The organism is Litchfieldella xinjiangensis (assembly GCF_000759345.1).
In the GTDB taxonomy this organism is placed as follows: domain Bacteria; phylum Pseudomonadota; class Gammaproteobacteria; order Pseudomonadales; family Halomonadaceae; genus Litchfieldella_A; species Litchfieldella_A xinjiangensis.
This window is the reverse complement of sequence record NZ_JPZL01000003.1, coordinates 411,591-423,814: the sequence shown is the minus strand read 5'-3', so window position 1 is coordinate 423,814 and position 12,224 is coordinate 411,591. Positions and strand designations below refer to the sequence as shown.

Genomic DNA, 12,224 nt, shown 5'->3' with positions numbered 1-12,224 from the left:
TCGTGTTGACAATGCAACCACCGCAGCGTTGCCTCAAACACAACGCTTAGTTCATCAAACGAGGTGCATCCGCGTTAAAGAAGCGCAATCCTCGTTGCAGGTGATCCACGCAGGCCTGAGCAGCCACCGTCAGTTCACGGCCCGTTCGACTAACAATCTGTGCTCGAGCCCCGTTCAATGCAGGATGTGCCATAGGCAGCACATGGATGTCACCGCTACGCACTTCCTTCATGACGGTTAATTCCGGCATGAATGTTATGCCAATGCCTGAACGCACGAAATTCTTGAGCACAGAGACGGAATTCGTGCGTAGTCGAGCGTGTAAATGAACTCGCTCTTGCTGTTCTACCAAGGCGACCATTTGGCGCATGCCGAAGCAGTTATCCATCAACCCCAGGGGCCACTCGGTCAAGTCACGTAACGTCAGTGGCTTTTCTTTGCTAGCAAGCGGATGGCCCGCCGGCACGATCAGGTCGAGTGGTTGGAGAGTCTCTACATGGCAGTGCAGTTGAGGATCTACTGGCGGGGCGTAAAGCAGCGCGATATCTACTTCCAAGTCCTTGACCAGCGACATTGCTTCATTGACACCGGCCATGCGTACCTCCAGCTCTATGCCGGAGAATGCAGTAAGAAAAGTTTGCAGAGGCGCCGAAACCAGGTCGGCTATAAAGCCCTCCCCAACGGCTATCCGCACTTCGCCGCGACGCAACTCTTGTAATGCAGTGAGCCTGGAAAGTACGGCCTCATCAGCGGCACGCTGGGAATGGTAATGCTCAACGAGTAGCTTGCCAGCCTGTGTGGCGTGCATTCCGCTTCCGTGCCTCTCGCATAAAGCGACCCCCAGGCTTTCCTCAAGCGCTTTGATTTGGCGGCTTAATGCTGAAGCATCTACATCGAGATAGGATGCGGCACGGCGTAATGAGCCGCGGCGAATGACTTCATTAAGGTAAGCCAAGGCTCGCTGATTAAGCATGACTCAACGACTCCCAGCGAGGTGCGTCGAGATGGGGGATGGGCGTCTTGGCGTACTGTGCAGTCAACATTCGCAATGGCTTCCTAGTGTAACGAAGGTCATCCGATCATCGCATACCCCTGCCCGCCTAGCCGAGACGCCACGCAGGCCAAGCAAGTCGCGTCTATGGTTGAGGGCAAGGAAGACGAAAATCCACGCGATCAAGGAGGATGGCATGAATCGTTACCTGGCCGGAGCACTCGGTGGATTGCTCGCCACCGTACCCATGACGTTGACCATGGAAGCGCTTTACCGGCGACTTCCCCGGGAGACGGCTTATCCGCTACCGCCGCGCGAGATCACCGAGGACATGCTTCACAAGGTGGGGCAGGACCGGGGCTTTGACGATAGGCAGCTCACCGCATTGAGCCTGTTTAGCCACTTTGGCTATGGCGCCGTGGCCGGAGCGCTCTACCCCCTGACTCGCCAACAGGTCGAGCACCCCGTGATTTACGGTAGCGGTTACGGCGTGGCGGTGTGGGCGGCAAGTTACTTCGGCTGGATACCGGCGTTGCGCATCCTCGCTCCACCTACCCAACACCCCGCCCAGCGCCGCCGACTCATGATCGCGGCCCACCTGGTGTGGGGCGCCGGCACCGTCTGGTTGGGCGAACGGCTCGCGCGGGAGCGCTCCCGTCCACCGAACGCGAGATCGTCGCTTGCTGCCCCCGGTGACCTCTCCTAGGGTGAAGTCACTCACTTCCCATTCGTTTCGCCTGGGGCGCGGCCGTTCTCGAGCCGCTACAGTGCATGATGCGCTGATGGCCCCGATGAGGAGTCGGCATGAAGGATTATTCCGAGCATTCCCCCGACGCGACCGTGCCCGTTCACCTGACGCTCAATGGTGAGCCGGTCAGCGTCGATGTCACCCCCAACGCCATATTGCTCGATGTATTGCGTGAGCAGCTGCAGCTCGGGGGCACCAAGAAAGGCTGCGACCATGGTCAATGCGGCGCCTGCACCGTGCACGTCGACGGCATTGCCATGAACAGTTGCCTGCGCCTGGCAGTGATGTGCGAAGGGCAGGAAGTCACGACCATCGAGGGCTTGGCCGAGGCCGACGGCCGCTTGCACCCGGTGCAGCAGGCCTTCCTCGAACGTGACGCCTATCAATGCGGCTATTGCACACCCGGGCAGATCATGTCGGCCACGGCGATGCTCGACGACGAGCGCATCGCCTCCGACGATGCCGCGGTTCGCGAGGCGATGAGCGGCAATATCTGCCGCTGTGGCGCCTACCGCAATATCCTCGCCGCCATCCAGGATGCCCGTCAGCAGATGCAGGGCGCGGATCCCGCCCGAAGCGATCTGGCAAGCGAGGTGCGCTCATGAGAACCTTCGCCTACGCCCGCGCCGATAGCGTCGAGCGCGCCGTCGATGCGCAACACGCCCAACAGGCGGGCGCATTCGTCGCCGGCGGCACGCTGCTGCTCGACCTGGTCAAGCTCGATGTGATGCGTCCCCAGCAGGTGACCGATATCTCCGCCCTGCCGATGAAGGAGGTCGCATTCGTCGATGACGACCGGCTGCGCATCGGTGCCCTGGTCACCAACACCGACCTCGCCCACCATCCCGACGTGCGCCAGCACTATCCGCTGCTCTCCCAGGCGATTCTCAATGGGGCCTCGACCCAGATACGCAACATGGCGAGTACCGGCGGCAACCTGATGCAACGCACCCGCTGTCCCTATTTCCGTGACGTCGCCGCAGCCTGCAACAAACGCGAACCGGGCAGCGGCTGCGATGCCATGCAGGGCATTAACCGCATGCATGCAGTACTCGGGGGCAGCGAGCACTGCATTGCCGTGCATCCCTCCGACATGTGCGTGGCCCTGGCGGCCATCGGGGCGACCGTGACACTGCAAGGCCCCGACGGGACCCGCGACGTCGACTTCGGCAATTTTCATCGCTTGCCCGGCGAGACACCGCACCAGGAGCAGGACATCACCGACGACGAATTGATCGTCGCCCTCACCCTGGCCCCCCCCCTGGCCCCGCAAGGCGCGGCCTACGTCAAGCTACGCGATCGGGCCTCCTATGAGTTCGCCCTGGCCGCCGCCGGTGCCATGATCTCGCTCGACGGGGACATGATCGGCGAAGCGCGCCTGGCACTGGGCGGCGTGGCCACCAAGCCGTGGCGGTGTGCCGAAGCCGAAGAGATCCTTCGCGGCCAGCCCGCCGAGACGGCCACCTTCGAACGGGCCGCCGAGGCCGCCCTGGCCGATGCCCAGCCCCTCGAACACAACGCCTTCAAGGTACCGCTGGCCCGCCAGGCCATCGTACGCGCCCTGCGCGACGCTACCCGTGACGCCAAGGAGGGCCACGCATGAACGAGATGACCGACCCCACCGTCATCGGCCAGCGCACGCCGCGCGTCGATGGTGAGTACAAGCTGACCGGCCGTGCCGGCTATACCGGTGAGTTGCACGTCGAGGACATGCTGTATGGCTACCCGGTGCCGGCCACCATCGCCCATGGTGTGCTGACCTCGCTGGATGTCGATGCCGCACGCGGCATGCCGGGCGTTGTCGATATTCTCCATCACCGACGCGTACCCAAGCTCTACCGCTCGCCCAACAGCATGGGCCACGGCGATCAAGTCAGCGAGATCCGCCTGCCCTTCGAGGATGAGCGTATTCACTACCATGGCCAGTACGTGGCGCTGGTGGTAGCGGAAACCTTCGATCAGGCGCGGGCTGCCGCGCATGCCGTCGTGGCGCGTTATCGTCAGGAGGACGACGCCCGCCCCAGTCTGTTGCTCACCGACGCCGAAGGCGACCTGCTCGAGGAAGAGGGCGACTCGCGGGGGGATCCCGACGCGGCCTTCGAACGCGCGGCGGTAACGCTCGACGAAACCTACTGCATCGAAGCCGAAAGCCACCTGCAGATGGAGATGCATGCCACCCTGGCCGAGTGGCGAGGGAAGCGTCTCATCGTGCACGAATCAACCCAAGGCGTGGTCTACCAGCGCAACGCCCTGGCACGCACCTTCGACCTGCCCCAGGAAGATGTCGAGGTCATCTCCCACTACATCGGCTCGGGCTTCGGCAACAAGCTGTTCATGTGGCCCCATGCCATTGCCACGGCCGCGGCGGCGCAGCTCGTCGGCCGTCCGGTGAAGACGGTCCTGCCGCGTCAGCAAGATATGCTCACCGCCGGTAACCGGCCCGCCTCGCGCCAGCGCATTCGCCTGGGCGCCGAGCGCGACGGCACGCTGACCTCGATCCGCCACGACAGTACCACCGAAACCTCGACCGTCGACCGTTATGTCGACTCCTGCGGCGGTGCCACGCCCAGCGCCTACGCCTGCGACAACGTAGCCATCAGCCAGCGTATCCTCCCGGTCAACCATGGCACGCCCTGCCCGATGCGCGCCCCCGGGGAGGTCTCCGGCGTCTATGCCCTGGAGGCGGCCATTGACGAGCTGGCCATCGCCCTGGCTATGGATCCGGTGGAACTGCGCCTGCACAACTATGCCCAGCACGATCCGCAGAGCGGCCTGCCCTGGTCGAGCAAGCAGCTCGACAAGTGCCTGAGAAGCGCTGCCGACCGCTTTGGCTGGAGTCAACGCGACCCGGGCATCGGCGCCATGCGTGACGGTGACGAGATCATCGGCTATGGCATGGCCTCGGCGACCTGGTCGGCCGGGCGGCAGCCCTGCGAGGCACGGGTCGAGCTGCGCGCCGATGGCTCCGTCTTCGCCGCCTGCGGCACCCAGGATATCGGTACCGGCACCTACACGATCGTTGCGCAGACCGCCGCCGAGCTGACCGGCGTGCCGGTCGAGCGGGTCGACGTCAAGCTCGGGGAATCGAGCCTGCCAGCGGGCCCGCTCTCGGGTGGCTCGATGACCACCGCCACCACCCTGCCGGCCGTGGCTGCCGCCGTCCGGGATGCCGTGGATGCCCTCAAGGAGATCGTCACCAAGCCCGAAGGCGCATTCGCCGGGGTCGATCCCGACGCGCTCCAGGTGCGTGACGGCGGCCTGGCCAGCGAGGATAAGCACATCAGCTTCGCCGAGCTTCTGGCGATGCATGATGTTGCCAGCGTCAACGGCAAGGGACAGGCCGCCCCGGGGGGCGAGCAGGAGGAGTACAGCTTCCGTTCGTTCGGCGCGCATTTCGTCGAGGTGCGCTGGGACCCGGGCATTTCACGTCTGCGCGTGTCACGCGTGGTCAGCAGCATCGACGTGGGACGTGCCATCAACCCCCTGGCGGCGCGCAACCAGGTGGAAGGCGCCATCGTGATGGGCATAGGCATGGGCATCCTGGAAAAGCTCGAGTACGACCCGCGCGATGCCCGCCTGATGAATTCCAATGCCTCGGATTACCGCGTCGCCGTGCATGCCGACATGCCCGAGGTGGTGGATGTCGAATTGCTCGACTATCCCGATTTCCGTTTCAACGAGTTCGGCGCACGCGGCATTGGCGAGATCGGCCTGACCGGTGTCGGCCCGGCGATTGCCAACGCGGTTCATCATGCCACCGGCAAGCGCTTTCGTACCCTGCCGATCACCGTCGACAAGCTGGTCGAGGCGCTGGGCTAGCGCCCGCGCGACCAGGACTCAGGGCAGGCGGGCGATCAGCTCGCCGACGCCCTGGGTCACCGACTCGATGGTCGCGTCGTCGTACAGACGGCCCTTGCGCTTGCGCAATCCCTGCTCATAGAGCTTGACGTGCTCGGTAGGCGTCACGCCGGCGTTGGCCAGGCAGTGGCTGGCACAGTGCATCTGGCAGCCATCGATGGCGACGATCGGCCGTCCCGAGCGGGCGACCTTGACCAGGCCGGGTACGCCCCCGCCCACCCCGGCAATGCACGACATCTCCGCCACACCCGAGTGATCGAGGCGTAGCGCTACCTCGTTGGCGAGCTGCGCCACGTCGGAACACCCCGAGCATGAATAGACCAGCGTGCGCGGCTTGGCCTTGGCTGGGGCGTGGTGACGGCTGTTGTTGTCGGTGGCGTTGCGTTGGCTGTTGGCCTCTCGGCTGTGGGTCATGAACGCTCCTGAGCGACCTGAATCCTTGGGTTCGCTGTTTTCTCGGGGTCGTGAGGGTCAGCCGGCCTCGAGCAAGAGCCGGCGCAGCTTGCCTTCGTCGAGTATCACCAACCGTCGTCGGTCGGCATCGATCGCTCCCTGCTCACGCAGACGGGCCAACAGGCGCGACAGCGTTTCCGGGGTCATGGCCAGTTGTTCCGCCAACCAGCAGCGCGGCACGCTCAGGCGTACCACGCGGGGGCCGGGGCGGCTCGACCGCGGCAACTGGCGTAGCAGGAAGCTGACCAGCCGCGACATGGCGTCGGCCTTGGTCAGCAGCGCCAGGTCCTCGAGCCGTTCGGTGAGTTCCATGGCCAGCCGTCCCAGGTACTCGGCACGGCAGCTCGGATGATTATCGAGCACATCGCGACAGGCGGCCGTGGGCAGCGCCAGCACCTGACAGCGCTTGAGGGCCTCGGCGGAATAGAGGTAGCGACCCGCGGGCGACACCATGCTCAGCTCACCCAAGGTGCCGCCGCGCTCGACGCAGCGTATGGTGGCTTCGCGGCCATCGCCGGCGGCACGTACCAGGCGCAGCCCTCCAGTGATGACGATGTACAGCCATTCGGCCGGCGATTCCTGACGGAACAGCCACTCCCGGCTGGCCAGCGTGCGGCGCTCACTCATCTCGAGCAGGCCATCCCGCTCTGTCGTGGAGAGGCTCGCCAACCACGGCACGTCGGCAAGCAATTCTCGCAGGTGGCGCACGCCAGCGACGGTTTCGTTGTGCAGGGCTGCCTCAGCCATGGTGGGGGTCCTCGGGGAATCGGAGATCTTCTGGGCTCACTTTGGCGGTTTCCGGGCCGCTAGCCCATGACCCAGATCAAGCCGACCGAACCAACGCTGAAATTCTGACGCTCACTACCTCCGACGAGGTAGCCGTACCCCCCTTGCGTAACCTGCCGACAGGCAACGGGAACGCGGTGCCGCCTACCCCCGAAGGCCAAGACCGATCCGGCCGGGCGGATATTCGGGGGTAACCCCGTGCCGGCGCTTCCCAAAGCGCGCAAAATATTAGCAAGCAAGACATGCAGAAAACCCGCTTTGAGCCGATAGTGTCTGCGCCTCCCTTCTTCGACGCCTGGCCCTGCCCACCATGGACATACTCAATCTCATCTTCCTGCTCACCCTGGCCGTCGGGGTGAGTCGTATCGTTGCCAATATCGTCCCGCTACCCTTGCCGATCCTGCAGATCCTGATCGGTAGCCTGCTGGCCCTGCCGCCGGTCGGCATGCATGTCGAGCTCGACCCCGAGATCTTCATGATGCTGTTCATTCCCCCGCTGCTGTTCTATGACGGGTGGAAGATCCCCAAGAAGGAGTTCACCAAGCACGGCGGTCAGATCGCTGCCATGTCGCTGTTGCTGGTGCTGATCACCGTGGTGGTGGTGGGTTACTTCATTCACTGGCTGATCCCCTCCATCCCGCTGGCGGCCAGCTTCGCACTGGCGGCGATCCTGTCGCCCACCGATGCACTCTCGGTCATTGCCATTGCCCAGGGCCGTCTGCCACGTCACATGGCGCACCAGCTCGAAGGCGAGGCGATGATGAACGACGCCACCGGCCTGGTCTCGTTCAAGATCGCCATCGCCGCGGTCGTCACCGGCAGCTTCTCGCTGTTGTCGGTCTCGGGCGAATTCCTGGTGGTCGCCCTTGGCGGGTTGTTGATCGGCGGCACCTTGAGCTGGACGGTGGGCAAGATCAAGCAGTGGATGACCGCGCGCAACCTCTACGATCCGGCTACCTACGTGGTTACCATACTGCTGCTGCCGTTCGCGGCCTTCTTTCTCGCCGAGCATGCCGGCATGTCGGGCATCCTCTCGGCGGTCGCCGCGGGGATGGTGCAAAGCCGCGTCGACATGCTGCCGATCAAGACCAGCACTCGCATTCTCAACCGCAGCATCTGGGAGATGCTCGACTTCAGCTTCAACGGGGTCGTGTTCCTGCTGCTGGGTCTGCAGTTCCCGCGTATCGTCGAGCGTGTCTGGGCGAGCTCCGGTCCCCAAAGCTACGACGTACAGACACTGCTGCTCTACGCCGTGATCCTCATGGTGCTGTTGCTGGCCATCCGCTTCGCCTTCACCTACGCCTATCACTGGATCGAAAGCCGCGTCCTCAAGCGCCGTGGCAAGGGCGGCGAGCGCCAGCCGCTGCTGCTCATCACCACGTTGAGTTCGGTGGCCGGGGTCCGCGGGGCGATTACCCTGGCCGGCGTGCTCTCGGTGCCGCTATTCGTCAATGGCGCCCCCTTCCCCGGCCGGGATTTGATGATCTTTCTGTCGGCGGCGGTCATCATTCTGTCGCTCGTGGTCGGGGCGCTGGGTATTCCCTATTTCATGCGCTTCTTGTCGATCAATGACCTCGAGGAGCATGAGCGGGAGCTGCTCAAGGCGCGCCAGGCAGCCAGTCAGGCGGCCATCAGCTGGATCGAGGAGTGGGCAAGCATGCATTCCAATGATGATCCCGAGCTAAAACACACCGTCGCCGCCCGCATCATCGATTCCTACCGCCAGGAACTGCAGGCCATGGCGCTGGAGCGCGACAACCAGGCCGAACAGGCCCGTCAGCTCCACGTAATGGAGACCGACCTGCGGGTCAGGGCGATCCAGGTCCAGCGCAAGGAGCTCTACCGGCTACGCAAGCGTCGTCATATCGACGAGCAGATGTTGCAGACCCTGATTCGCGAGCTGGATTACGAGGAAGCGGCCTTGCAGTGAACCATGCGGCGGACTCAAGTAACGCACCCTGGCCGGCGCACCGGCCAGGGCCGTTCAAACACTGAACTGCGATATCGGCAGGTAGGCGTAGCCGCGGCCTTCGTCGATGGGGTCGCCGGGGGATACCAGCAAATAGCCGTCCGCCTGACTGGCGGCACTCAGCATATGCGAGCCCTGGCCACCGGCCAGTTGCGCCATGGGATCGCCGCAGCGCCATTCCAGCACCACGCGCAGCAACTCATAGCGCTCGCGGCTGGCGGGACGCGAGAACCCCGCCGATACCGGAAAATGCTGCAACGGGGCGGGGCGACGCCCCTGTCGGCCGTGCACGAAAGGCAAGCCCAGCAGCTGCCACCCCACCAGCGACGCCACCGGGTTGCCGGGCAAGCCGATCAGCGGGGTACCGCCCCCGGCCGCGTCACCGAGCCAGGCGAAGGTAAACGGCTTGCCGGGCTTTATGGCCAGGCCATGGAAGTCGATATGGCCCATGGACTCGATCACCGGACGCATGTGATCTTCCTCACCCACCGACACGCCGCCGGTACACAGCACCAGATCGGCGCTGTCGCGGGCGATGCGCAGGGCGCGGTGGAGCGATTCGCGATCGTCCGGTTGGATACCCAGGTCGAGCACCTCGCAATTCTGTTGCTCGAGCAGGGCCTGAAGCATAACCCGGTTGCTGTTGTAGACCCGCCCCGGGACGTAGCGCTCACCCGGTTCCAATAGCTCGTCGCCGGTGGAAATCAGCGCGACGGCCAGGCGCGGGCGAACCCTCACCTCGGCGATACCCTGGGTAGCGAGCAAGGCCAGTGCCGGAGCATCCAGGTAGGTACCGGCGGCCAGCAAGCGGCTACCTTCGCGGGTCTCTTCGCCGCGGCGACGAATATTGGCCCCCACACTGAAGGTTCCCTCGACGCGCAGATGCCCCGGCCCGTCGATCCAGGTGGCTTCCTGGGGAATCACGCAGTCCGCGCCCAGCGGAATCGGCGCGCCGGTAAAGATGCGGGCACAGCTGCCCTCATCGAGCGGAGTGACCCCGGCGCCGGCAGGAATGCGCTGGACGATGGGCAGGCCCTCGCCTACCGATTCGTTATGCAACAGCTCCGCCAGGCGCAGGGCGTAGCCATCCATGGCGCTGTTATCGACACCCGGCATGTCGTGTCGGGCAACGATGTCCTCGGCCAGGACCCGGCCGCGGGCCTGTTCCAGCCCACAGCGCTGCTGGCCGGCGATGGGGCGGGCCGCCTCGATCAGACGGGCACGAGCCACGAAGGGATCGAGCAGGCCGCTGGCCAGGCTATCGCAACCACAGTTCATGGCATGGCCTCCTCGGATGAAATGGCGGTACGACTGGCGCACGGTGACAACGCTGGCAGGACCATGCCCACGAAATTACAGGGTCGGGTACGCGCATCCAACTGATCGGCGATGACGCCGTCCCAGGCCATGGCACACGCCTTGGGGGAGCCGGGCATGGCGAAGATCAGGGTGCGGTTGGCCACGCCGGCCACGGCGCGCGACTGGATCGTCGAGGTGCCGATCGTGCGGAACGACAGCTGGCGAAACAGCTCGCCATAGCCCTCGATGGCCTTGTCGAACAGCGGCGTCAGCGCTTCCGGCGTGGTGTCGCGCGCGGTAAAGCCGGTCCCGCCATTGACCAGGATCGCCTGGACGTCGTCACGGGCAATCCAGTCGGACACCACCGCGCGGATACGGTAGATATCGTCGGGTACGATTTGTCGGTCGGCCAGGGCATGGCCGGCTTCGGCCAAGCGCGTGCAGAGCAGGTCGCCGCTACCGTCCTCTGCGAAGCCGCGCGTATCGGAGACAGTCAGAACGGCGACCTCGAGCGGGGCGAAGGGGGTATCGGCGTGTACATGGGCCATGGTCGCTCTCCTATTGCATCAAGGCACTGGCACTATCGTCGTCGAGCGCAATGCCTTCGACACCGATCTCGGCCTCCAGCGCGAGCAGGTAATGGCGCAGTGCACGGCGCGTGGCCTGCTCGCGCAGGCTATGACGAACCCGCGCAGCGACTTGGTCATAGGGCAGTTCGCGCCCTTCACTGCGGGCATCGACCATCACCACGTGCCAGCCATAGCGCGACGCCAGGGGCCGGGAGTGCAGGCCCAGCGGCAGGTGCTGCAGGGCACGATCGAGCTCGGCCACGGTCTGCCCGGGGGCCAGCCAGCCCAATTCACCGCCCTCCGTCTTGGATGGGCAGGCGGAATGGCGATGCGCGAATTCGGTAAACCGCTCGGGCACCTGAGCCAGCGCTTCGATCAATTCCTCACCGAGCCGATACTGGGCATCGCGTCGCTCGACATCGTCGGGGGCGGCATCGAGCAGGACATGGCGGACCTGGAGCCTGACCGGCTCACTGAAGCGCTCGACCTGGGACTCGTAGAAGCGTCGGCAGTCGTCCTCGCTGGGCTCGGGAACCTCGAGTTCCCGCTCTAGCAAGGTGGTGATTGCCGCATCGACCTCTTCGGCCTCATCGACCGAAAAACCAAGCTCGGCCGCACGCTGGCGCAACAGTTCCCGTACTACCAGCGCACGGGCTGCCTTGATCTGGGCCGTACCGGCGTTATCCGCCGGGTGGTACTGCATTTCGCGGGCGATGGCTTCTTCGCTGATATCAGCGCCCCCGACCCGCACCGGGGGTGGGGCGCTGGCGCGCCCCGGGAGTTGTTCGACGGCAATCATCTGCATGATATTGGTCCTCTAGACTCGTTACACGGTTGGCAAAGGCAGGAACAGCCCATCAAGTGGTGCGACGACGCACGAGTTGATAGCGGCGTGTCACATAGCCGAAGGGCACGCTCCACACATGAACCAGTCGTGAGAAGGGGAATAGCAAGATGATGGTCAGGCCAACGAAGATGTGCAGCTTGTAGATCCAGGAGACCTCAGACATGTAGTCGGCTGCACCACCGCTGAAGAAGACGATGGATTGTGCCCAACTGGAGAGGGTCAGCATCATCTCGCCGTCCAGGTGGCCCAGCGAGAAGATGATGGTGATCATGCCCAACGCCGCCTGGAAGACGATAAGCCCCAGAATGATGTTGTCCATCATGCTCGACGATGCCTTGACGCGCGGATGAGTGAAGCGCCGATAGAGCAGCATGGCGCCGCCCACCACACACATGATGCCGGCGATGCCCCCCACTACGATGGCCAGCAACTGCTTGGTGCCGGCATGCAGGAAGGGCGCATAGACCCAATGCGGCGTGAGCATGCCGAACAAGTGCCCGAAGAAGATCACGATGATGCCGATATGGAAGAGGTTGCTGGCCAGGCGCATGTTCTTCGACGAGAGCATCTGGCTGGAGCCGGTCTTCCAGGTGAACTGGCCATGGTCGAAACGCATCAGGCTGCCGACCAGGAACACCGTACCGGCCAGATACGGGTAATAGCCGTAGAGGAGGTGTTGCAGGTACTCGGAAAACATGATGATT

The 12,224-nt window shown here is 64.3% G+C and carries 12 protein-coding genes; 5 read left to right on the top strand and 7 right to left on the bottom strand.

Annotated elements, in window-relative coordinates; translation table 11 throughout:
- Nucleotides 1-46: 46 nt before the first annotated feature.
- Nucleotides 47-973, bottom strand: a complete 927-nt coding sequence (locus JH15_RS14190; protein ID WP_043531429.1) for a LysR family transcriptional regulator — start codon at nucleotides 971-973, stop codon at nucleotides 47-49.
- Between the two features lie 214 nt (nucleotides 974-1,187).
- On the opposite strand from JH15_RS14190, the gene JH15_RS14185 reads away from it, so the two are divergent.
- The 4 genes from JH15_RS14185 (at nucleotide 1,188) to JH15_RS14170 (ending at nucleotide 5,558) form a co-directional block, all read left to right on the top strand.
- A complete protein-coding gene (locus JH15_RS14185; RefSeq protein WP_197053325.1) occupies nucleotides 1,188-1,697 on the top strand; it encodes a DUF1440 domain-containing protein in 510 nt (169 codons plus the stop codon).
- A 98-nt stretch (nucleotides 1,698-1,795) separates the two neighbouring features.
- Nucleotides 1,796-2,344: a (2Fe-2S)-binding protein gene (locus tag JH15_RS14180; protein WP_052384131.1), complete on the top strand. Its 549-nt coding sequence runs from the start codon at nucleotides 1,796-1,798 to the stop codon at nucleotides 2,342-2,344.
- Nucleotides 2,341-3,342 (top strand): FAD binding domain-containing protein, encoded by a 1,002-nt coding sequence (locus JH15_RS14175; RefSeq protein ID WP_043531427.1) that lies wholly within the window; start codon nucleotides 2,341-2,343, stop codon nucleotides 3,340-3,342. Before JH15_RS14180 ends, JH15_RS14175 begins: the two co-directional genes overlap by 4 nt.
- A complete protein-coding gene (locus JH15_RS14170; protein ID WP_231566445.1) occupies nucleotides 3,339-5,558 on the top strand; it encodes a xanthine dehydrogenase family protein molybdopterin-binding subunit in 2,220 nt (739 codons plus the stop codon). The genes JH15_RS14175 and JH15_RS14170 overlap by 4 nt, the downstream gene beginning before the upstream one ends.
- Before the next feature lie 18 nt (nucleotides 5,559-5,576).
- Here JH15_RS14170 and JH15_RS14165 read toward each other — a convergent pair whose 3' ends face one another.
- Nucleotides 5,577-6,011 carry a putative zinc-binding protein gene (locus JH15_RS14165; RefSeq protein WP_081949039.1) on the bottom strand — a complete coding sequence of 145 codons (435 nt, stop codon included), beginning with the start codon at nucleotides 6,009-6,011 and terminating at the stop codon, nucleotides 5,577-5,579.
- 57 nt (nucleotides 6,012-6,068) lie between these two features.
- A complete protein-coding gene (locus JH15_RS14160) occupies nucleotides 6,069-6,797 on the bottom strand; it encodes a Crp/Fnr family transcriptional regulator (protein ID WP_043531425.1) in 729 nt (242 codons plus the stop codon).
- Nucleotides 6,798-7,146: 349 nt separating this feature from the next.
- On the opposite strand from JH15_RS14160, the gene JH15_RS14155 reads away from it, so the two are divergent.
- Nucleotides 7,147-8,766, top strand: coding sequence for a Na+/H+ antiporter (locus tag JH15_RS14155; protein ID WP_043531423.1), 1,620 nt, complete (start codon nucleotides 7,147-7,149; stop codon nucleotides 8,764-8,766).
- A gap of 54 nt (nucleotides 8,767-8,820) precedes the next feature.
- Here JH15_RS14155 and JH15_RS14150 read toward each other — a convergent pair whose 3' ends face one another.
- From JH15_RS14150 to narI, 4 genes are read right to left on the bottom strand one after another with little or no spacing between them, the layout of a single operon-like run.
- Nucleotides 8,821-10,083 (bottom strand): molybdopterin molybdotransferase MoeA, encoded by a 1,263-nt coding sequence (locus tag JH15_RS14150; protein ID WP_043531421.1) that lies wholly within the window; start codon nucleotides 10,081-10,083, stop codon nucleotides 8,821-8,823.
- Nucleotides 10,080-10,652 carry a molybdenum cofactor biosynthesis protein B gene (gene moaB / locus JH15_RS14145; RefSeq protein WP_043531420.1) on the bottom strand — a complete coding sequence of 191 codons (573 nt, stop codon included), beginning with the start codon at nucleotides 10,650-10,652 and terminating at the stop codon, nucleotides 10,080-10,082. The genes JH15_RS14150 and moaB overlap by 4 nt, the downstream gene beginning before the upstream one ends.
- Before the next feature lie 10 nt (nucleotides 10,653-10,662).
- Nucleotides 10,663-11,478, bottom strand: coding sequence for a peptidylprolyl isomerase (locus tag JH15_RS14140; RefSeq protein ID WP_043531418.1), 816 nt, complete (start codon nucleotides 11,476-11,478; stop codon nucleotides 10,663-10,665).
- 52 nt (nucleotides 11,479-11,530) lie between these two features.
- Nucleotides 11,531-12,217, bottom strand: coding sequence for a respiratory nitrate reductase subunit gamma (gene narI, locus JH15_RS14135; protein ID WP_043531416.1), 687 nt, complete (start codon nucleotides 12,215-12,217; stop codon nucleotides 11,531-11,533).
- Between the last annotated feature and the right edge of the window lie 7 nt (nucleotides 12,218-12,224).